At 31.0% G+C, this 20,916-nt stretch carries 22 protein-coding genes; 21 read left to right on the top strand and 1 reads right to left on the bottom strand.

Going from position 1 to position 20,916, the window contains the following annotated elements; genetic code table 11:
- Positions 1 to 84: 84 nt before the first annotated feature.
- The 11 genes from D2A34_RS01010 to ilvD all read left to right on the top strand — a co-directional run bounded on the left by D2A34_RS01010 (position 85) and on the right by ilvD (position 10,863).
- Complete coding sequence (locus D2A34_RS01010) at positions 85 to 741, top strand: hypothetical protein (RefSeq protein WP_119365442.1); 657 nt, start codon at positions 85 to 87, stop codon at positions 739 to 741.
- A 243-nt stretch (positions 742 to 984) separates the two neighbouring features.
- Positions 985 to 1,611: a class I SAM-dependent methyltransferase gene (locus D2A34_RS01005; RefSeq protein ID WP_079438659.1), complete on the top strand. Its 627-nt coding sequence runs from the start codon at positions 985 to 987 to the stop codon at positions 1,609 to 1,611.
- A gap of 337 nt (positions 1,612 to 1,948) precedes the next feature.
- Positions 1,949 to 2,932 carry an efflux RND transporter periplasmic adaptor subunit gene (locus tag D2A34_RS01000; RefSeq protein ID WP_079438660.1) on the top strand — a complete coding sequence of 328 codons (984 nt, stop codon included), beginning with the start codon at positions 1,949 to 1,951 and terminating at the stop codon, positions 2,930 to 2,932.
- A 19-nt stretch (positions 2,933 to 2,951) separates the two neighbouring features.
- Positions 2,952 to 3,605, top strand: a complete 654-nt coding sequence (locus D2A34_RS00995; protein WP_119365441.1) for an HlyD family secretion protein — start codon at positions 2,952 to 2,954, stop codon at positions 3,603 to 3,605.
- Positions 3,606 to 3,617: 12 nt separating this feature from the next.
- Positions 3,618 to 5,210 (top strand): DHA2 family efflux MFS transporter permease subunit, encoded by a 1,593-nt coding sequence (locus tag D2A34_RS00990; protein WP_079438662.1) that lies wholly within the window; start codon positions 3,618 to 3,620, stop codon positions 5,208 to 5,210.
- On the top strand, positions 5,176 to 5,658 hold the full coding sequence (locus D2A34_RS00985; RefSeq protein WP_079438663.1) for a MarR family winged helix-turn-helix transcriptional regulator: 483 nt from the start codon (positions 5,176 to 5,178) through the stop codon (positions 5,656 to 5,658). The genes D2A34_RS00990 and D2A34_RS00985 overlap by 35 nt, the downstream gene beginning before the upstream one ends.
- A 439-nt stretch (positions 5,659 to 6,097) precedes the next feature.
- Positions 6,098 to 7,501 carry an amino acid permease gene (locus tag D2A34_RS00980; protein ID WP_119365440.1) on the top strand — a complete coding sequence of 468 codons (1,404 nt, stop codon included), beginning with the start codon at positions 6,098 to 6,100 and terminating at the stop codon, positions 7,499 to 7,501.
- A gap of 324 nt (positions 7,502 to 7,825) precedes the next feature.
- On the top strand, positions 7,826 to 8,131 hold the full coding sequence (locus tag D2A34_RS00975) for a DUF6506 family protein (protein ID WP_079438665.1): 306 nt from the start codon (positions 7,826 to 7,828) through the stop codon (positions 8,129 to 8,131).
- A 28-nt stretch (positions 8,132 to 8,159) separates the two neighbouring features.
- Positions 8,160 to 8,888 (top strand): FadR/GntR family transcriptional regulator, encoded by a 729-nt coding sequence (locus D2A34_RS00970; RefSeq protein ID WP_119365439.1) that lies wholly within the window; start codon positions 8,160 to 8,162, stop codon positions 8,886 to 8,888.
- Positions 8,889 to 8,941: 53 nt separating this feature from the next.
- Complete coding sequence (locus D2A34_RS26540) at positions 8,942 to 9,151, top strand: hypothetical protein (protein ID WP_079438667.1); 210 nt, start codon at positions 8,942 to 8,944, stop codon at positions 9,149 to 9,151.
- The gene (gene ilvD, locus D2A34_RS00960) at positions 9,148 to 10,863 is read left to right on the top strand and encodes a dihydroxy-acid dehydratase (RefSeq protein ID WP_079438668.1); all 1,716 of its coding nucleotides are present in this window, start codon (positions 9,148 to 9,150) and stop codon (positions 10,861 to 10,863) included. Before D2A34_RS26540 ends, ilvD begins: the two co-directional genes overlap by 4 nt.
- 91 nt (positions 10,864 to 10,954) lie before the next feature.
- Here ilvD and D2A34_RS00955 read toward each other — a convergent pair whose 3' ends face one another.
- Positions 10,955 to 11,809, bottom strand: a complete 855-nt coding sequence (locus tag D2A34_RS00955) for a MurR/RpiR family transcriptional regulator (RefSeq protein ID WP_079438669.1) — start codon at positions 11,807 to 11,809, stop codon at positions 10,955 to 10,957.
- A 241-nt stretch (positions 11,810 to 12,050) separates the two neighbouring features.
- Between D2A34_RS00955 and celB the strand changes: the two genes are divergently transcribed.
- From celB to D2A34_RS00905, 10 genes are all read left to right on the top strand, one after another.
- Positions 12,051 to 13,376: a PTS cellobiose transporter subunit IIC gene (gene celB, locus D2A34_RS00950; protein ID WP_079438670.1), complete on the top strand. Its 1,326-nt coding sequence runs from the start codon at positions 12,051 to 12,053 to the stop codon at positions 13,374 to 13,376.
- A 44-nt stretch (positions 13,377 to 13,420) separates the two neighbouring features.
- Positions 13,421 to 13,759: a PTS lactose/cellobiose transporter subunit IIA gene (locus D2A34_RS00945; protein WP_079438671.1), complete on the top strand. Its 339-nt coding sequence runs from the start codon at positions 13,421 to 13,423 to the stop codon at positions 13,757 to 13,759.
- A gap of 190 nt (positions 13,760 to 13,949) precedes the next feature.
- Entirely contained in the window at positions 13,950 to 15,398 is a 1,449-nt protein-coding gene (locus tag D2A34_RS00940) for a glycoside hydrolase family 1 protein (protein WP_079438672.1), read from the top strand.
- 65 nt (positions 15,399 to 15,463) lie between these two features.
- Positions 15,464 to 15,775, top strand: a complete 312-nt coding sequence (locus D2A34_RS00935; protein WP_079438673.1) for a PTS sugar transporter subunit IIB — start codon at positions 15,464 to 15,466, stop codon at positions 15,773 to 15,775.
- Positions 15,776 to 16,056: 281 nt separating this feature from the next.
- Entirely contained in the window at positions 16,057 to 16,248 is a 192-nt protein-coding gene (locus D2A34_RS00930) for a PspC domain-containing protein (RefSeq protein ID WP_079438674.1), read from the top strand.
- A 135-nt stretch (positions 16,249 to 16,383) separates the two neighbouring features.
- Complete coding sequence (locus D2A34_RS00925) at positions 16,384 to 16,695, top strand: hypothetical protein (RefSeq protein WP_079438675.1); 312 nt, start codon at positions 16,384 to 16,386, stop codon at positions 16,693 to 16,695.
- A 147-nt stretch (positions 16,696 to 16,842) separates the two neighbouring features.
- Entirely contained in the window at positions 16,843 to 17,904 is a 1,062-nt protein-coding gene (locus D2A34_RS00920) for an iron-containing alcohol dehydrogenase family protein (RefSeq protein ID WP_079438676.1), read from the top strand.
- A gap of 194 nt (positions 17,905 to 18,098) precedes the next feature.
- Positions 18,099 to 18,644 carry a SiaB family protein kinase gene (locus D2A34_RS00915; RefSeq protein ID WP_079438677.1) on the top strand — a complete coding sequence of 182 codons (546 nt, stop codon included), beginning with the start codon at positions 18,099 to 18,101 and terminating at the stop codon, positions 18,642 to 18,644.
- 10 nt (positions 18,645 to 18,654) lie between these two features.
- Positions 18,655 to 19,038 (top strand): DUF1987 domain-containing protein, encoded by a 384-nt coding sequence (locus D2A34_RS00910; RefSeq protein WP_079438678.1) that lies wholly within the window; start codon positions 18,655 to 18,657, stop codon positions 19,036 to 19,038.
- 3 nt (positions 19,039 to 19,041) lie between these two features.
- On the top strand, positions 19,042 to 20,901 hold the full coding sequence (locus D2A34_RS00905) for a SpoIIE family protein phosphatase (protein ID WP_079438679.1): 1,860 nt from the start codon (positions 19,042 to 19,044) through the stop codon (positions 20,899 to 20,901).
- The last annotated feature ends 15 nt before the right edge of the window (positions 20,902 to 20,916 follow it).

Genomic DNA, 20,916 nt, shown 5'->3' with positions numbered 1-20,916 from the left:
GTTTTATTATGTATTTGTAACCAGATATGATTGGATTGCAAATATATTTCTGTTAAATGATTTAATTAAAAGGAGAAAGTGGATATGAAAAAGAAAAAAGTATTAGGTATTGTCATCGCATCTGTAATTGGAATTTCAAGTATTATTCCAGCGTTCGCTGATACTGTAGGTTCACAACCTCAAACAACCAATACTACAGTACAAACTGAAACTAAAAAGTTAACACAAGAAGAAAAATTTGAAAAACTTACTAAGAGAGCTGCAAAACTAGAAATAGATGTTACTGGTTTGACGAATGAGCAAGCAGCAGATAAAATAAGGACTGCAGAAGCGTCAAAATTAGGTGTAGACATTACAGGGTTATCTAAAAAAGATGCAAAAGTAAAAATAAAAGCAGCTATTGAAGCTAAGAAACAAGAAGTAACAGAGAAACTCGAAGATAGAGCTGCTAAATTAAATGTGGATATCACGGGATTAACAGGTGAGGAAGCAAGAGATAAAATAAGAAAAGCAGAAGCAGCAAAATTAGGTGTTGATATCACTGGGTTATCAAAAGAAGAAGCGAAAGAAAAGATAAAGGCAGCTGTTGATGCAAAAAAACAAGAAGTGACTGAAAAGATTAAAGAAAAAGCAACAAAGCTTGGTATAGATATTTCAGGTCTTACTAATAAAGAAGCTAGAGAAAAAATAAAAGAAACTCGTCAATCAACTAAAGCCACAACAAATAGTGTATTGAAATAAAGTTCAATAGAGGAAAATTAAACTATGCAAAGTAGATGCTTGCATAGTTTTTTTATTATTAAAATTCGTAATTAGGTAACATGAATTGCGAAATAGCATATTTTATATGTATAACCAAGTAAAGATATAGAAGTTATATGAAAAGATGGATTTATAGTATCACAGTTAAATAAAATATATTCTTAAATTAAAAGAATAACTATAAGTAACTTTTGGCCTAAATTAAAAAGGGAGGAGAAAGCGATGAGTTCAAGAGAATATTTTGATAATATTTCTTTAAGTTGGAACAAGATGCGAAGTGAATATTTTAAAGATGAAGTAAGGGAAAGAATATTGCAGAAATTAGATGTGGATAGTAAAGTGGTCGGAGATTTAGGTTGTGGGACTGGATTTATTTCGTTAGGACTTGCTCTTAAGAATGCCAATATTGTTTTTGCAGTAGATCAATCTTTAAATATGCTTAAGGAATTAAAAAAAGAAAGTCTTAATAGAAATCTAAAGAATGTATACCCTATTAGGTCTACATTGGAGGAGTTAGTTTTATTTGATGAATCTTTAGATGCAATAACAATTAATATGGCACTTCACCATGTAGTGAATCCGGCGAAAAGCTTAAAGGAAATGTACAGAGTATTAAAAAACGGAGGGGTAGTAGTTATTTCTGATGTATATAAGCACAATGGCACCTGGGCTAGGGAAGAAATGTACGATGAGTGGTTAGGGTTTAGCGAGGAAGAGATAATAAGGTGGTTAAGTGATTCTGGATTTAAAAATATTAAAATTGAAGATACAAAATTAGAAGCAGTAGGTATATCAAGTAAAGGAGAATACACCAAAACAGGTATATTATTAGCTACAGCAATAAAATAATGGATTAATGCATAGTATAGATTTATTGAAAGTGGTAGCTTACATGGAATTTAGTAATAACAGTTTAAAGAAACAAAAGAAACTTGAATTTTATGCCGAAAAATTCAAGTTTCTTTTGTTAATATGTTACTAAAATGAGTTTTGATTAGAAAGTATAATTTCATTATATAATGATATCGTAAACATTGTATATTTGTAAATGTTATCAAAAATAATGATTAAATTTGTATTAAAAAGCTGAATATTATTCTTGAATATAAAAATAAATAGTTGTATAATACATACTGTTAGCATACGAACAATATGTGTAGGAATAATTAATTGATGGAGGGGTAATATGAAAAAAACTATGTTAGTTTGTTTAGTTATGGCAATGATATTAAGTGGTTGTAGTTCTACAAGTAGTACAAGCGTAGATAATAACTCACAAACTACTCAAAATACAGAACAACAATCAAATGTTAAGTACATAATGGCTGGAAAAATTGATGCAAATGATCAGGCAAATGTAGCTTCAAAGATTGCAGGGAGAGTTTCACAGGTGTTAGTTGATGTTGGTTCTAAGGTGAATGCAGGGGATACTGTTATACAACTAGATACACAAGATTTGCAGGCACAAGTGGACCAGGCGCAGGCAGCAGTTAAAACCGCTCAGGCAAATTTAACGAATGCTATGAGTACTGCACGTCCTGAGCAAATAGCTCAAGATCAAGCATCATTAGATAGTGCAACTGGAAATTATGAAGTTGCTAAAAAAAATTATGATCGTACGAAAGCTTTATTTGATTCAGACGCCGCTACACAGCAGCAACTTGAAACAGCACAGCAACAGCTTACTGCAGCAGAAGCACAACAAAAGACAGCTCAAGAAGTATTAAATATGCATAAAAATGGTGCAACAGAAACAAGTATAGATATTTATAGGGCACAGGTAGATCAAGCAGAAGCAGCTTTAAAGATTGCACAAACATCATTGGGGAATGCAACTATAGCAGCACCGATTTCAGGAACAGTAAATGCTAAAAGTATTAACGTAGGAGAGATGGCATCAGCAAATACGACGCTTCTTTCAATATCAAATGCAAATGCTTTAGTTGTAAATGCTTATGTGCCAGCAGATATTGTTGGTCAATTTAAAGAAGGACAAGATGTAACTGTAAAGGTGTCTGAAGTAGATAATACAGAGTTTCAAGGAAAAATATCAGTTATAAACTCTAAATTAAATGCTCAGAGTAGAAATATTTTGGTTAAAGTAGCATTATCAGATCCGAATTCAGTGTTGAAACCTGGTATGTTTGCTGAAGTTGGAATAAAGGAATAAGGGAAGAGGTGACTGAAATATGAAAGAAAAGCGTAAAATATTAATTATTGGAATATTAGTGGCAATTGTGGTAGCATTGAGTAGTATAGCATTTTATTATTGGTACGAAAATACATATTATGTTTCGACAGAAGATGCAAAAGTTAATGCTGATTTCGTAAGTGTAACTCCTCAAATTTCAGGTAAGTTATTAGAACTTAATATTGCAGAAGGAGACAAAGTGACAAAGAACGAAATATTGGCTCGTCAGGAAATGAATAATCTTCCAGATACAAGTGTAGAGCAATCTTTAGTTAGATCACCTATTGATGGAATTGTTGTAAAGAAGCAGGGAACTGTTGGGGAACTTTTATCAACAGGTCAAACTTTAATTACATTAGTTGATCCAAGTAAGCTTTATATTTCTGCGAATATAGAAGAAACAAAACTTGGAAAAGTTAAAGTTGGACAACCGGTTGATATTACAATAGATCAATATGACTCTGAGAAATTTAGTGGAAAAGTAAAAACTATTGGTGAAGTATCTAATTCGGCTATATCACTATTGCCATCATCAACAAGCGGAACTTTTACTAAGGTAGTTCAAAGAATACCTATAAAAATCGAACTTGATAGTTTTAATGAAAAGATTCTCCCAGGAACAAATGCAATTATTAAAATTCATATTAAATAATGAGGTGATGTAATGGGAGAGAGTAATAAAGATTCGTTAATGAATAGTTGGTTAGCGCTAGGCGTAGTTGTAATAGGTACTTTTATGTCTATACTCGATAGTAGTATAGTAAATATTGCTCTTCCTAAAATGATGTCTGTTTTTGGAGTATCTTTAGATGATATAAAGTGGGTATTGACCGCTTATACTTTAGCACTTGGTGCGATTATACCTCTTACAGGATATTTACAAGAAATTTTGGGTGCTAAAAGAGTATATATATTTGCTTTGGCGATGTTTACAGTAGGATCCATGTTGTGTGGTGTTTCTTGGAGTAATACCAGTATGATAATATTCCGTGTCATTCAAGCTATCGGTGGTGGAATGATAATGCCAGTAGGAATGTCTATAATATATCAAGTATTCCCTAGAGAAAAAGTAGGATTAGCTCTTGGCTTCTGGGGAATAGCATCTATGGCAGCACCGGCAATAGGGCCAACTTTAGGTGGATATATCATAGAAAAGATGGATTGGAGACTTATTTTTAATATCAATGTACCAATTGGTATAATTGGAGTGATATTGGGTACAATTGTATTAAAGGGTGCTGAAAGGAAGCCTTTTAAATCTTTTGATATAATTGGATTTATATCTTCTACAGTAGGTCTAGTTAGTGTATTATATGTTTTAGGGGAAGGATCATCAATTGACTGGTCCAAGCTTGAAAATCCAATATTGATGACTCTTGGATGTTTAAGTCTTGTGCTATTTGTAGCTAATGAGTTAACGCACCCAAGCCCTCTCTTAGATTTAAGAGTATTTAAATTGTTTGATTTTACAATAAGTCAGATTGTAACTAGTGTCTTGACATTGGCGATGATGGGGGGAATTTATGTATTACCTTTATTTTTGCAAAATGTCAGAGCCTATACACCGATGGAAACTGGATTAATGATGTTGCCAGGAGCATTAGTAATGGGAGTTTTAATGCCAATCAGTGGTAATCTTATGAATAAGGTAGGGGTAAAAGCACTGGTTATCCCAGGGCTTTTAATACTTGCAGGATCTTCATTTGAACTTGCAAATGCCATAAATATGAACTCTAGCAAAGAGCATATTGTACTTATTAATTGTATAAGGTCTGTTGGAATGGGATTAAGTATGATGCCAATTAGTACTAGCGGTATGAATGTTGTGCCTGCCCATTTAATTAGCAGGGCATCAGCTCTCTCAAATACTTTAAGGCAGATAGCGAGTTCGGTTAGTGTTACTCTAATGTCTACACTTATACAAGGAAGAAATGATTATAATTATGCCAAATTATCAGAACAAATTAACGTATATAATAAAACAGCAATAGATACAATAAGTACACTGACAAAAGCATATATGGGCATGGGGATGCAGCAAAGTGCTGCTAAAGCTTCTGCATTATCTTACATAACAAGAATGATTGGAAGTCAGGCTTATTTGGATGCAATGGCTTATGCGGTTACGGTAACTGTTGTTATTGTATTCGTAGCTATATTTCTAGCTTCATTTATGGGCGTGAAAAAAACACCTAAGAAAGAAAATAAGGAAGGTGAAAAAAATGAACCGACAGGAGGAGTCCTTGTCTCCGAATAATGAGTTAGTTCAAGAACAAGCTGATGAAATACTTGGAATATTTAAAAGTATCAAAAGATCTCTTAGTTGTAAATATGAGAAAATAGCAAAGGAATATGGATTTACGGCTCCGCAGTTAGGGGTTATATTTCACCTATATATGGTGCCGTCAATTACTCTTAATGAGTTAAGTGACTATATGAGCTTGACGAAAAGTACAGTTTCGGGAATAGTAGATCGTTTGGCTAAGCAAGGTGTTGTAAATAGAGAAATCCCAAAAGATAATCGAAGAATTGTCAAGTTATCAATTTCAGAGGAATTTAAAAAAAATAATGATATATTTGCCATAAAGAAGAGATTTTTTGATGAATTTATACTGAATTCAATAAAGGAAATGGACCCAGAAGAAGTAGATAAAATTATTTATGGCTTGCGACAATTAAGTGTATTGTTAAAAGATGATAACTAGATAAAGAAAAAGTTATTTTATAAAATCAGTTGTAGCATTTAAAGTTAATATAATAGATAACAAAAAACCGTATTGATAAAGTTAATACGGTTTTTTGTAGTGTGATTAAGTATTGAAAAATGGTAATAAGAGAAAGTCCATAGGGAGCTGGATAATAAAAATCACCAAAATGAACTTTATTAATTATATAAGATTTCCAAGGAACTAAATTTGATGGAATAATAATTTTGCACATGATTTTTTTGCTTATACTTAAAGTAAAATATGAAGCTAACTAACAAGTTTTATGAATTAATAAAAAGTTCTTTATAGATTTTAATTGTGTTAGCAATATAATTAAATTATGACTGTTTTTGTCGAAAATATATACATAATTAGGTATCTATTATATTATTTTAATATAAAAATTAAAATTTAGAAATAGGAGAGAGAAAAGTTTATGTCAGAAAATAATAATAAAAAAATTGTTTGGTACACTTTGGCATTTATGGCATTTTCGACAGTTTGGGGATTTGGGAATGTTATTAATGGATTTTCTGAGTATAATGGCTTAAAGGCAATTATATCTTGGATATTAATTTTTGCAATTTATTTTGTACCATATGCGTTAATGGTAGGGGAATTGGGATCAGCATTTAAGGAGTTTGGTGGAGGAGTCAGCTCATGGATTAACGAAACTATAGGTCCTAAAATGGCATACTATGCAGGTTGGACATACTGGATAGTACATATGCCTTATATTTCACAGAAGCCATCAGGATTTATTATCGCAACAAGCTGGGCTATTTTCCAAGATAAAAGAATTAGTAGTATGAATCCTATGTTTTTGCAATTATCATGTTTAGTAATTTTCTTGATAGGATTATATATTGCATCTAAAGGGTTAAATCCATTAAAAAAATTAGCGACCCTTGCAGGTACATCAATGTTTGTAATGTCAATATTATTTATTATTTTAATGGTAGCTGCTCCTGCAATTACTGATGCTCATTTAAATTCTATTGATTGGTCGTTAAAAACTTTTATGCCAACATTTGATGTTAAATTCTTTACAAGTTTATCTATCCTAGTTTTTGCGGTAGGTGGCTGTGAAAAAATTTCGCCTTATGTTAATGAAATGGAAAATCCTGAAAAGGGTTTCTCGAAGGGAATGATTACATTAGCAATTATGGTTGCTGTATGTGCGATTCTAGGTACTATTTCACTTGGAATGATGTTTGATTCGAGCAATGTTCCAAAAGATTTAATGACAAATGGAGCATATTACGCATTCCAAAAGCTAGGTGAATATTATCATTTAGGTAATTTATTTGTTGTTATATATGCTATTACAAATATGATTGGACAGTTTGCGGTATTGATTATATCAATTGATGCACCTTTACGTATGTTACTTGATAGTGCTGATAAGAATTTTATTCCTGAAAAGATGTTTGTAAAAAATAATCATGGAGCATATAAAAATGGTCATAAATTAATTCTAATAATTGTATCTATATTGATAATTGTTCCAGCTTTCGGTATCGGAAATGTAGACGAGCTAGTAAAATGGTTAGTTAAATTAAATGCTGTTTGTATGCCGCTACGTTATTTATGGGTATTTGCTGCTTATATTGCGTTGAAAAAAGCAGGAGAGAAGTTCATGCCGGAGTATCAATTTGTAAAAAGTAGAGTATTGGGTATGATAATTGGAATTTGGTGTTTTGCATTTACGGTTTTTGCATGTATTAGTGGGATGTATTCTAAGGATACTTTCCAACTTGTACTTAACATCATAACTCCGTTTATACTTATTGGATTAGGTCTGGTTATGCCTTATTTTGCTCGTAGAAATAATAAGTAATTATATATTCGTTTTGCGAATTAAAAATTATGTAGATGTATCGAATTAAAGTAGATAATTACTTTAATTTAGGTATTACAACCCTGGATAATATAGTTCGCCCTAAGCTTATCTTATGCTTAGGGCGATTTTTTTATAGTGTAGGATGGTTTAGGCGAGAAACTATATTTGTAAAGGGACTGATAGAGATTCAGTAATTGAGAGTGAGCGAAATGCTGAAGGAAATGTAATTGAGCTAAATCGAAGTGGAAAATAAATAATTGTATGTAATAAACTATTAATATAGAATATTAAATAAATAGAATATAAATGGAGGGTTTAGATATGGAAAGACCTAAGTTTGCTTTTATGCTTATGGGACCTAAATATGATAAAGATAAACATAATGTGTGTTTTGAAACAGAAACCAAAGATACTTATATTGTGTCTGTAAATAATTTTGAGGAAGCTTGTGAAAAGGCTAAGGAACTTTCTGAAAAAGGTTTTGGGGCGTTGGAACTATGTGGTGCCTTTGGGGAAGAAAAAACAAGAAAACTTATAGAAATAACTGAAGGAAAAATGGCGATTGGATATGTAACTCATTTTCCTAGTGAGGATGATAAGTTTGTAAAATTTTTTGGAAGAAAATAAATTACGATAAATGAGCATAGGAGGAAAGATGTCTGATATTAAAGATTTTGAAGTAAATAGCGTAAACAACTCAGCAAAACCGCTAGGAGAACAGATTTCGGAACGTATAATTCAATTAATTATAGAGAATGATTGGAAAGCTGGTGATAAGTTACCTAATGAGTACGAACTTGCAGATAAACTTGATGTAGGAAGAAGTACTATTAGAGAGGCTATAAAAGCTTTAGTTTCGCGAAATATTTTGGAAATAAGACGTGGCGCTGGAACTTTTATTTCTGAAAAAGGTGGAGTTGCAGATGATCCGTTGGGGTTGACGTTTGTTAAGGATAAATATAAGTTGGCTCTTGATTTATTAGAAGTAAGATTTATGATAGAACCATCCATAGCATCTATAGCTGCAGTAAAGGCTACGAATGAAGAAATCGAAAAAATGTCGAGCTTGTACGATGAAATAGATGAGCTCATTCTGAAAAAACAACCGTATCTAGAGAAAGATATAGAATTTCATGCTGCTATAGCGAAAAGTAGTAAAAACTTAGTTGTAGGAAATTTAATTCCTATTATTAACAGATCCATTGCAATATTTATTGATATTACTAATCAAAAGTTAAGAACTGAAACAATGGAAACACATAGAGAAATTTTAAATGCAATTAAAAATCATGATGCTAACGGTGCACGTGATGCTATGTTTTTACATTTAGTATATAATAGAAGAAATATTAAAACTATTATAGGGAAAGAAATTACTAGCTAAATATTTGATATAGGAAAATACATCCGATCTGATTAGAGAACGGATGTATTTTTTTGGAATTATTGGTTATACATCAGATGTATTTTAAAGAAAGAGAAGAAAAAATCAAGAGTATAAGTTGGGTTATGGATAGAATATGTAAAAATATTTTAAGAAAAAGGTTTTTGAGAAATAATATTGACAAAAACATAGGTTGTGATATTATAAATACATCAGATGTATTTAAACGGTATCAAATATTAACTAGGAGAGAAGTAGTATGATTAGTCAAGAAATAAGAAAAATTGCACCAGAAATGGACCCACTCCGTAGGGGAATGGGATGGACAACCGAGGACCTGGCAAAGCCACAAATTATTGTAGAAAGCACATTTGGGGACAGTCATCCAGGGAGTGTTCATCTCTTGAAATTTGCTAACAAAGCTGTAGAAGGGATTACTCAGTCGGGAGGAAAAGGAGCAAGATATTTTGCAACAGATATTTGCGATGGAATGTCACAAGGACATGATGGAATAAATTATTCTTTGGCATCTAGGGATACATTAACTTCATTAATAGAAATTCATGCCAATGCAACACCGTTTGATGGTGGAGTATTTATTTCAAGTTGTGATAAAGCAGTGCCTTCGCATCTTATGTCTATTGGAAGATTAAATATACCAGCTATTATAGTTACTGGAGGAGTAATGGAAGCAGGTCCAGATTTATTAACATTAGAGCAAATAGGTGCTTATAGTGCTATGTGTCAGCGTGGAGAAATTACTGAAGAAAAATTAACTTACTATAAAGAAAATGCTTGCCCGTCTTGCGGGGCTTGTTCATTCATGGGAACAGCAGCTACAATGCAGGTAATGGCAGAAGCGCTTGGATTAATGCTTCCAGGAAGTTCATTAATGCCCGCTACATGTGAAGATTTAGAGGATGTTGCATTGAAGGCTGGTAGACAAGCTGTAGAATTAGCTAAGATGAATCTTCGTCCAAAGGATATTGTTACAATTAAAGCCTTTGAAAACGCTATTCTTGTTCATGCGGCTATATCAGGATCTACTAATTCACTTTTACATTTACCAGCTATAGCTCATGAATTTGGATTATATATTGATGAAGAGACTTTTGATAGAATACACAAAGATGCACATTATTTGTTAGATATACGCCCAGCTGGGAAATGGCCTGCTCAGTATTTCTATTATGCTGGAGGAGTACCGGCAATAATGGAGGAACTAAAACATTTACTTCACTTAGATGTAATGACAGTAACAGGTAAAACTTTAGGTGAAAATTTAGAAGAACTAAAGAATAATGGATATTATGAAAAATGTAATAGTTATTTAGAAAAAGTTGGATTAAAGAGAGAGGATGTCATTCGTCCGTTTAATAATCCAATAGGTACCAATGGATCAGTTTCAATATTAAAAGGAAATATTGCTCCAGAAGGTGCAGTTGTAAAACATTCTGCGGTTCCAAAAGAAATGCATGAAGCTGTATTAAAAGCAAAACCTTTTGATAGCGAAGAGGATGCAATTAATGCGGTTTTAAAGAAAATAATTAGACCAGGAGATGCAGTTATTATAAGATATGAAGGTCCAAAAGGAAGTGGAATGCCAGAAATGTTCTATACAACAGAAGCGATTTCTTCTGATGAAGAGTTGGCTGCAAGTATAGCACTAATAACAGATGGTAGATTTTCAGGAGCGTCTAAGGGGCCGGCAATTGGACATGTTTCACCGGAAGCTGCAGTGGGTGGACCAATAGCATTAATAGAAGAAGATGATTTGATTGAAATTAATATTTCCAAAAGAGTACTACAGATTATCGGAATAAAAGGTAAGAAGTGTAGCGAAGAAGAAGTAAAGAAAGCACTAGAAGAACGTAAAAATAATTGGAAGCCAAGAAGGCCTAAGTATGAGTCGGGCATCTTAAAGCTATTTTCAGAAAATGCAGTATCACCAATGAAGGGTGGATATATGAAATAAATTAATATACATAAAGTAAGGTTTCTACCAATCTAAGATATAGATTATCTATCGTTAGGTAGAAACCTTATTTGTAATATATAAATAAAATCTATTTTTGCTCCTCAACAGTATATTTTCTGCTCTGGATAGTTTTATTTTGTTTCATAAGATTTATATCGATATGTTTACCGTTTGCAAGTATTCTTAGATATAGATAATCTATAATAGTTATTTGTGAAATATACGATGAAAGCTTTTCAATAACCGTTTTAGGATTAATAGGGTAAGTATATATAAATTCATTAACCATTTTCGCAAAAGGAGAATTTGGATTACTTGATAAACCTATTATAGGAACATTATGATCTTTTAATATATCTACAAGTGCAATAGTATCTCTATTCATACCAGAGTTGCAAAACACTAGTGCTAAATCATCAGAACTTAACTGTGATGTTAATTTTAACTGCATATGATAATCTGCATTGCATATACAAAATAAACCGGTATCTATGAATTTATTATATGAATTTAAAGCTAATTCTCCAGATGAACCTAGACCTAAAAAAGCTATTTTCTTGGCTCCCATCATAGTTTTAGCTATTCTATCTAATAAGGATGTATCTAGTTTATTAGAAGTTTCTTGAATATTATTCGCATATAAATCGGTCATATATTTGTATGCATTTGATGAAGCATCAATACTATTTTTTTTATTTTCGTTCAAATTGTTTGTAACTTCACCAGCCAATGATACTTTAAAGTACTGATAGCCAGAATAACCAAGCTTCTTTACAAATCTGAATACTGTGGCATCAGATACATTAAGCTCTGTCGCAAAATCTTCAATTGTATAATATAAGACCTTTGTTGGGTTTTTTAATATAAAATCAGCTATAATTCGTTCTTTTGAGCTGAAACTATCATATCTATCGCTAATTTGTAATAAGCAACTATTTTTCAAGTAATTCAACACCTTTCAAGTAATTCCTAGATAGTTTTAGAATAAAGATTTTAGAATCTTTATTTTATTATAGCATAAAATACTAATTAGAAAAAAAGAAAATGAAATAAAATTTCATGTATTGAAATTTTATTTCATATGTAGTATAATTTGAATCAAGATAATGAATAATAAATTTAGCGGCCGAAAATATTTGATGTCATTATTGTAAACATTTAAATAATATTTTGGAGGTACAATTATGAATGGATTTATAAATTTCCTAGAAGAAAAAGCAATGCCTGTTGCAGGTAAAATTGCAGCTCAAAGACACATTAGAGCTTTACGTGATGGTTTAGCAATAACAATGCCTTTAATAATAATAGGATCTATATTTATGATTTTAGCAAACTTCCCTGTGACTGGCTATGCCGACTTTGTAAACGGTATATTCGGCGCTGGATTTACTACTAAACTTTTATATCCAGTAAGAGTAACCTTTGATATTGTTGCAGTACTTGCAGTTATTTCAATTTCATATCAATTAGCGAAAGATAAGGAAGTAGATGGCTTATCAGCCGGAGCGCTTTCGCTTGCAGCATTTTTAATGTTAACTCCAGTGCAAACTATTAATGTAGTATTAGAAAACGGGGATAAATTAAACTTGGGGAAAATTTTACCAACAGCTAATTTATCAGCAGGCGGATTAATAGTTGCTATACTTACAGCTATAATTGCCACAGAAATATTTATATTTGTAGTTAAGAAAAATTGGGTATTAAAAATGCCTGAATCTGTTCCGCCAGCAGTTGCAAAATCTTTTACAGCAATAACACCAGGGCTTATTATATTAGTTTCATTCTTCTTCATACGTTTAGGCTTTGAAAGTACATCTTATCAAACAGTATTTGCATTTGTAACTAAATTTGTTGGAGCACCATTAGCTTTAGTAGGATTATCTTTTGGTGGTATGGTATCAACCATTTCACTTTATAGTTTCTTCTGGACTTTAGGAATACATGGAACTCGTGTAGTTTTCGGAGTTATGGATTCGATATTATTACCAGCAATGGATCAAAATCGATTAGCATTAGAAGCAGGGCATCAAGCTCCTAATATAGTAACATTACAATTTTATGATAATTTCGTTAACAGTTTAGGCGGATGTGGAGCAACTTTAGGACTAATTATATGTATAATATTGCTTGCAAAATCAAAACAAGCAAAATCGATAGGAAAATTGGCGCTTGCACCAGCAATATTTAATATCTCTGAACCAATAATATTTGGTATTCCAATTGTTATGAACCCAATAATGATGATTCCATTTATTTTAGCACCTTTAGCTGTAGGATCACTTACGTATATAGCGATGGCAACAGGATTAGTTAGTTATCCAGCAGGAATAGCAGTGCCTTGGACCGTACCATCATTTTTCTCTGGATTTTTAGCTACAAATGGAGATTGGAGAGCAATAATTCTTCAAGGAGTAAATATAATTGTTTCAGCTTTAATTTACTGGCCATTCTTAAAGGCTTGGGATCATAAGATGGTTCAGCAAGAACAAGAAGATTCAAATGCAATCTAATTAATAATAAATATGTAGGTTTATGAAAGGAAGAGATTATTATAATGGAGAATTTAGAACAACAAGCATTTTCTTTAATAGTTCACAGTGGAGATGGAAGAAGTTATGCGTTTGAAGCTATCAGGGCATCAAAGGAGAAGGATTTCGAAAAAGCAGAGGAGTTATTAAAATTATCAAGTAAAGAGTTTGAACAAGCACATCATGTTCAAACAGAATTATTAACAATGGAGGCTGATGGTAATTCAAGTATACTTTCATTATTATTAATTCATGCTCAAGATCATTTAATGACAGGTATAACTGTAAAACAATTAGCTGAAGAACTTATAGAAATACGAAGAGAAATAAATATGGATAAAGAAAAAAACAAGAATATTCAATAAAAAATGAGATGTGTGAAATGGGCATATTTCACACATCAAATTAAAAATAATTGATAAATATTTTCAAACTATAGTATAACATAAAAAATAAATTAATTAAATATTTAGTATATTACTGGATAAGTTTATGGTGATTAAATTAACAAAATTAAAGTAATACTAAAATTTATAATATATTTGGAGGTAGGACATGGAGTTAAATAAAAGCACATTTAAACTACCGGAGAACTTTTTTGTTGGAGCATCATCATCTGCGTGGCAGACAGAGGGATGGACAGATAAAAAGGATGGACAAGATTCATATATGGATTTGTGGTATAAATCTACACCACATCTTTGGCATAATGGTTATGGACCTACATTAGCAACGGATTTTTACAGAAGATATAAAGAAGATGCAAAACTTATGAGTGAAGTGGGTTTACAAAAATATAGAACATCAATTGATTGGTCTAGATTTATAAAAAACTATGAAACTGCCGAAGTTGATGAAGAAGCCCTTGCGTATTATAACAACATGATAGATGAAGTTATTAAAAATGGTGTTGAGCCAATGATATGTCTTGAGCATTATGAGTTACCAGCAATATTGTTTGAAAAATACGGTGGATGGGGTTCTAAGCATGTAGTAGATTTATTTGTGAAATATGCTGAGAAAGCTTTTGAGGCATTTGGAAACAAAGTCAAGTATTGGTTTACTTTTAATGAACCTATAGTAGTTCAGACTAGAGTATATCTGGATGCTATAAGATGGCCATTTGAGCAAAATACAAGAACTTGGATGCAATGGAACTATAATAAGATTCTTGCAACAGCAAAAGTAGTAGAAGCTTTTAAGTCAGGTAATATCGGAAAAGATATTGGAGGAAAAATTGGTGTTATTTTAAATCCAGAAGTAACTTATGCAAGATCCTCTGCACCTCATGATGTAAAAGCTGCTGAAATGTATGACCTTTTCTTTAATAAATTATATCTTGATCCAAGTGTAAAAGGAGAAATTCCACAAGAATTATTTGAAATTCTTAAGAAACATAATTGTTTATTTGATTATAGCGATGAGGAATTAGATATTATTAAGAATAACACAGTTGATTTATTAGGGTTAAACTTATATTTTCCGCATAGAGTAAAGGCTAGAACAAGTGGCTGGAATTCAGAAGCTCCATTTCATCCATCCTATTATTATGAGATGTTTGAACTGCCAGGCAAAAAGATGAATCCACATAGAGGATGGGAGATATATCCTAAAATAATGTATGATATGGCAATGAGAATCAAAAATGAATATGGAAACATTGAATGGTTCATTGCTGAAAATGGAATGGGAGTAGAAGGAGAAGAAAAATATAAAAATGAAGAAGGCGTAATACAAGATGATTATAGAATAGAATTTATATCTGATCATTTAGTATGGTTGTTAAAAGCTGTTAAAGAAGGCTGTAATTGTACTGGATATATGTTGTGGGCGTTTACTGATAATGTGTCGCCGCAAAATGCATTTAAAAATAGGTACGGTTTAGTTGAAATAAATCTAGATGATAATAGAAATAGAACTATTAAAAAATCGGGTCATTGGCTTAAAAAATTATCTACTGATAGATGTTTCGAAGCAAAAAATACAGAAATAGTTTATAAGTAAAAATATTTAACACAAGAATTTAAAGCAAAATATGTAAAAAAAAAATTTATTATGAGGTGATTTTAATGAAAATTTTATTAGTGTGTTCAGCAGGAATGTCAACAAGTTTATTAGTTACAAAAATGGAGAAAGCAGCAAAGGAACAAGGAATAGAGGCAACTATATGGGCAGTGTCTACTGATGCAGCAGATTCTAATATGGCGAAGGCAGATGTAGTATTAATTGGGCCACAAATCCGTTTTCAACTTCCAGAAATGAAGAAAAAGGGTGAAAAGTATAGTATTCCAGTAGAAGCTATCCCATCTGTAGATTATGGTATGTGTAATGGACCAAAAGTTCTAAGCTTTGCAATTAATTTAATAAATGACAATAAGTAAGCCTAAAGTTATAGCTTAAGGATACTAAAATAAACCGTGTCAAATAATTTTGGCACGGTTTATTTTAAGTGAATAAAATTATTTGATCCTCATATTTTTCTTGAAGTGCTAATTTATAGATTAATTTTGAAGTGTTGAAGGTATAAAGAGAAAAGTTAATTGAATTATATACATGAAAGAGCACATAGATTAATAAAAATTATAGTAAATAGAATTCTGGAATGATATAATTTTGAAAAGGATCTATTTGTAGGATAATTTATAATAGCTTGGAGGGTGTTATGGAAAAAAAGCTTTACTTATCATCAACAGATAAAAAGTTAGCAGGTGTATGCGGTGGATTTGCTGAATACTTCGGACTTGATTCAACTCTGGTTAGGCTTGGTTACTTGGCCATGGTTCTTTTAGCAGGAACTGGAATACTTTTGTATATAATTTGCGCATTAGTCATGCCTAATAAACCAGTAGAGTAGTAAATATATAAATTCGAAAATGTACTTAAATTATATTTTTAATCCAACGTTATACAGATAGAAAACTTAAGTAATAAAAAAATAATATAATAAACATATTGAATATAGATTATGGTAAACAATTAGGAGGAATCCATGGAGAAAATAAATAATTTAATAAACCAAGGTCAGCTACATATAACAACAAATACACTAGTTTTATTAGTGATAGCTATCGTTGCCATATATATACTACTAAAGGCAATTGGGAACTTAATAAAAATAGTAGCGATGATAGGAGTATGCTGGTTCGTGTTAATGTCTCTTCAAAGTACAAATCTTGTAAATATACCAGTTATAAAAGAGACATATACAACAATAGAAAAAATGATTCCATCAAAAGAATTATGGACGGAGGCTTTGGATAAAGCCGATAAAATCAATAAAGTCGTTAATGACCTAAAGTAGAATTTATTGTGAGCTTATTAATAAAAGTTAGAAAAAGATATACATAAATTATAGTTATAAAACAGAGAATAATCATAAAATATATTTGATAAAAAAACGGGCAGAATAATTTGCGCCCGTTTTATTATATATAAGGAGTGAAAAAACATGAAGACTTCGATTCATAGAATTGCTATTCCATCAATCTTAGAAGTAGGAAAAGGGAATATCAATAATGTAGGAAACTTGATTAAAAAGGGAATGTTTCAAAATGTATCATTATATTTTGGAGAAGGTATAGAAGAATTGTTTGGAGCGTCTATTCAAAATTCTTTAAAGGAAGCTAATATTGAAGTATCCAATATAGAAACTATCTCAGATATAAATTTTGAAGAGGTAAGTGTAAAAGCCTTTGAAATATCAAATGAGGTAGAAGCTCTAATTGGTATCGGAGGCGGAAAGGCCATTGATGCAGTAAAGTATATGAGCTTTTTAAAAAAGCTGCCGTTTATCAGTATTCCAACTTCTACTTCAAATGATGGATTTTCAAGCGCAGGCGCATCACTTTTAGTTGCCGGAAGGCGCATGTCTCTTCCGGCTAAAACACCTTATGGAATAATTATAGATATTGATGTAATTAAGGGAGCACCAGAAAAATTTATTTATTCAGGGATTGGAGATTTAGTTTCAAATATAACGGCATTGTACGATTGGAAGTTTGAAGAAGAGAATGGTAAAGTGATTATTGATGATTTTGCAACTATGATTTCTAAAAAGGCAGTAAATAGCTTCGTACGAACTGAATTTAAAACTATTAAAGATGATTTGTTTTTAAAAGAACTTGTGGATTCACTAACATTAAATGGTATATCAATGGAGATAGCAGGAAACAGTTCTCCGGCTTCGGGATCTGAACATTTAATATCTCATGCTTTAGATAAATTTTTGGAAGTGCCTCAGCTCCATGGTATACAGGTAGGAATAGCAACTTATATTATGGCTAAGGTACAAAATCATAGATTTGAAAGGATAACAAAAGTACTAAAGGAAACAGGATTTTTTGATTATGCTAAAACATTAAATATGAGAAAAGATGATTTTAAGAGAGCTATAGATATTGCCTCTTCAATGAAACCGAATAGATATACGTATATACACATTGAAGAAAATAGAATACTTGCTAAGAAAATTGTTGATACAGATGAAATATTAGATTATGTATTAGTATAGATAATTTACTTAAGTAAATTATGTTTTTACTGTGAAAACAACAGGCGAGCGAATTGTTTATTTAATAAAATCAGGTATTAATTTTAGTTAATGATGATAATTGTATTTATATGAATAAAAATGGTATAATTAACCGTAATTTAGTTGTAAAAGTTTATGTGAATACATATTAATATATAGGAGGAGTGAATAGGTTGGAAAAGGGAATTTACGTACTTCAAAATAAGTTGAAAGAATCAAAGATTGAATTCATATTTTCGGGAACATTTTCTCAAGGATTAATAGAGGAACTTGGTGTTGCATTAAAACAAAGATTACAGCTTCAACAAGCAACGAAAAGTAAGATTAGTACAGCATTTTTTACTTTTGTTGAGCAGACTCAAAACATAAAACAGTATGAAGTATCAAAAGAAGAAACAAAGGATTTTTCGGTTATTGCAGGATCAGCTATAATAGCTATTTCAAAAATAGAATCAGGTTACCGCGTGTATTCTGGGAATACAATATTAAATGAGGATATTGTGGATTTAAAAGAGAAGCTAGATAAAATAATATCTATGAATAAAGATGAACTAAATAGTTACTTTAGAGAAGTTTCCAGGAAAGAAATAGATATGAGTAACGGAAGAGCAGGACTTGGACTGATTCAAATTGCTAGAAAAGCAGCTGGAAAAATAGAGTATAAATTTGAAAAGATAGATGACAGTTACTCCTATTACACATTAACTGTTACAGTGTGAGGTTAGATAGATGAATGATTTTATTACACAAAATACAAAAAGTACTCCATATGTTGAGTTCATTAATGAGCAAAAAAGATTGATTTTTAAGGGAGAATCTTATCCGGAAAATGCTTATAACTTTTATGAACCTATTTATAAATTTATAGATGAATATCTAAGTGATTTTAATGAATTAATTATAGAATTTCAACTTTCTTATATAAATACTAGCAGCATAAAATGTTTAATTATATTATTTGATAAACTTAATGAGAACTATCAAAGTGGGAAAAAAATCACTATAAATTGGTATTACGATGAAGATAATGGCTTTGATTATGATATGGGACAAGACTTTAGTATGGATATAGATATTCCTTTTAATTTTATTTCAATAAGTGATGAGGAATAGGAAGTGAAGGAAAAAGAGACTCTTAAGGGGTATAGTCAATCATATATAAAAAATATTTTTAGAATAATTCTTATAGCTAGTATAATTATATCACTTGCTGTTATAATTACAGGACTTTTAGGATATACAAATACAAAAAAGTCACTAATTGATAAGGAAAAATCACAAGATATTGTTTTTATAGTGAAATCAATGGCATCTAAGATAGATAGTCGTATCAATAGAGCGGTAGAGACTTCTTATATTTTAGCAAGAGATCCCTTAAATATAAAATGGTTAGCAGATGAAGAGAAGGATAAGGATTCAGGGAAAATTGTATTAAGTAAAATAGAGAGTATAGCTAATTCCTATGATTACAGTAATACATTTATGGCAGGTGTAAAGACAGAACATTATTATTTTAGAGAAAATTCATATGTAAACAAGAATAACGAGGATTTTGTGGTGTTATCTAAAGATAATACTGCGGATAAGTGGTTTTATGAAATGCTAAAATCCAAGAAAGAAATTCTTCTTAATGTTGATTATAATAGAACAATGGATGACTTTTTTCTCTTCGTGGATGCAATTGTGGGCAGTGTAGATAATCCTGTTGGAATAACAGGAGTTGGATTAAGCCTTAATGAAATAACAAAGGAATTTAGAGAATTTAAGGTGGGGAAGAATAGTAAACTCTGGATGGTAGATGACAGGGGTATAATACAATTGTCTGATATACGTGAAGATATAGGGGAAAATTATTCAGAATTTCTACCTAAAGAGGTAATATCAGAAATTAAAGATACATATTCAGATAGTAAAGAAAACGTAAAGGTATCAGAATACACAAATAGTAACAAAGAAATTGTAGATTATGCGTATTGCAAGTTAAGTTCAAGTGATTGGATTTTATTTTATGAAATACCTAGAATGGAGAATTTGTCTCAAATTAATTCTCTCAGAAACAATACAATAGTAAATGTTGTTCTGGTTTTATTATCTTTTATGATATTATTTTATATTATTTCTCGTAAAATTGCTAATCCGTATAAACAGGCTCTTTTAATTAATATGGAGCTTGAAGAGAAAGTTAATATTAGAACTCAAGAATTACAGGAGTCTAATCAAAAGATAAGTGACAGTATAGAATATGCAAAAAGGTTACAAGAAGCAATATTGCCTTCAGAGTACGAATTAAAAAGAATATTTAAGGATCATTTTTCTATCTGGAGACCCAAGGATACAGTTGGAGGAGATTTTTTTTGGTTAAGGGAAATAGATGATGTAATTATATTGGCAGTTGGAGATTGTACAGGTCATGGGGTTCCAGGTGCATTTATGACAATGACTGTGAACGCAATATTGCATAATATAGTAACAACAATAAATAAAGATAATCCTAGTAAAATTATTAGAGAACTTCATATACAGTTAAAACAAGCTTTGAATAAGGATTCTAATAGAAATAGCGTTGATGACGGGTTAGATATCGCAATATTTTGTATAAAGAACAAATCTAAATTGATATATTTAGGAGCTAATTTGGATTTATATATTAAGTGTGGTAAAGAAGTTCAGATTGTAAAGCCTCAGAGTAAAGGAGTAGGATACAGTTATATAGAACTAAAGGAAACGTTAAATAATGAAATCATAGATATAAAAGAAGGGGATATATTTATAGTTACGACTGATGGATTTATTCATCAAAATGGAGGACAAAAAAATTATCCTTTTGGAAAAAAACGATTATATGAAATGATACAAGGTTATGATAGTGAGAATTTCGATTCTATAAAAGATGAATATGAAACCAATCTAGAAACATATATGAATAATGAGCAGCAAAGAGATGATATTACTGTCTTTGCATTTAAGGTAAAATAGATACAAATATTGGGG

It is taken from the genome of Clostridium chromiireducens (assembly GCF_003575225.1).
In the GTDB taxonomy this organism is placed as follows: domain Bacteria; phylum Bacillota; class Clostridia; order Clostridiales; family Clostridiaceae; genus Clostridium; species Clostridium chromiireducens.
Note: the sequence above shows the minus strand (reverse complement) of the source record. Positions and strands in the feature narration are given on the sequence as shown.

What these genes read in the sequence shown, in the direction of transcription:
- D2A34_RS00970 (WP_119365439.1), top strand. Translation starts at nt 8,160, where the DNA reads ATGTCTGATATTAAAGATTTTGAAGTAAATAGCGTAAACAACTCAGCA.
- D2A34_RS01005 (WP_079438659.1), top strand. Translation starts at nt 985, where the DNA reads ATGAGTTCAAGAGAATATTTTGATAATATTTCTTTAAGTTGGAACAAG.
- celB (WP_079438670.1), top strand. Translation starts at nt 12,051, where the DNA reads ATGAATGGATTTATAAATTTCCTAGAAGAAAAAGCAATGCCTGTTGCA.
- D2A34_RS00910 (WP_079438678.1), top strand. Translation starts at nt 18,655, where the DNA reads ATGAATGATTTTATTACACAAAATACAAAAAGTACTCCATATGTTGAG.
- D2A34_RS00925 (WP_079438675.1), top strand. Translation starts at nt 16,384, where the DNA reads ATGGAGAAAATAAATAATTTAATAAACCAAGGTCAGCTACATATAACA.
- D2A34_RS00930 (WP_079438674.1), top strand. Translation starts at nt 16,057, where the DNA reads ATGGAAAAAAAGCTTTACTTATCATCAACAGATAAAAAGTTAGCAGGT.
- D2A34_RS00920 (WP_079438676.1), top strand. Translation starts at nt 16,843, where the DNA reads ATGAAGACTTCGATTCATAGAATTGCTATTCCATCAATCTTAGAAGTA.
- D2A34_RS00935 (WP_079438673.1), top strand. Translation starts at nt 15,464, where the DNA reads ATGAAAATTTTATTAGTGTGTTCAGCAGGAATGTCAACAAGTTTATTA.
- D2A34_RS00975 (WP_079438665.1), top strand. Translation starts at nt 7,826, where the DNA reads ATGGAAAGACCTAAGTTTGCTTTTATGCTTATGGGACCTAAATATGAT.
- D2A34_RS00980 (WP_119365440.1), top strand. Translation starts at nt 6,098, where the DNA reads ATGTCAGAAAATAATAATAAAAAAATTGTTTGGTACACTTTGGCATTT.
- D2A34_RS00945 (WP_079438671.1), top strand. Translation starts at nt 13,421, where the DNA reads ATGGAGAATTTAGAACAACAAGCATTTTCTTTAATAGTTCACAGTGGA.
- D2A34_RS00990 (WP_079438662.1), top strand. Translation starts at nt 3,618, where the DNA reads ATGGGAGAGAGTAATAAAGATTCGTTAATGAATAGTTGGTTAGCGCTA.
- ilvD (WP_079438668.1), top strand. Translation starts at nt 9,148, where the DNA reads ATGATTAGTCAAGAAATAAGAAAAATTGCACCAGAAATGGACCCACTC.
- D2A34_RS01010 (WP_119365442.1), top strand. Translation starts at nt 85, where the DNA reads ATGAAAAAGAAAAAAGTATTAGGTATTGTCATCGCATCTGTAATTGGA.
- D2A34_RS00995 (WP_119365441.1), top strand. Translation starts at nt 2,952, where the DNA reads ATGAAAGAAAAGCGTAAAATATTAATTATTGGAATATTAGTGGCAATT.
- D2A34_RS00985 (WP_079438663.1), top strand. Translation starts at nt 5,176, where the DNA reads ATGAACCGACAGGAGGAGTCCTTGTCTCCGAATAATGAGTTAGTTCAA.
- D2A34_RS01000 (WP_079438660.1), top strand. Translation starts at nt 1,949, where the DNA reads ATGAAAAAAACTATGTTAGTTTGTTTAGTTATGGCAATGATATTAAGT.
- D2A34_RS00940 (WP_079438672.1), top strand. Translation starts at nt 13,950, where the DNA reads ATGGAGTTAAATAAAAGCACATTTAAACTACCGGAGAACTTTTTTGTT.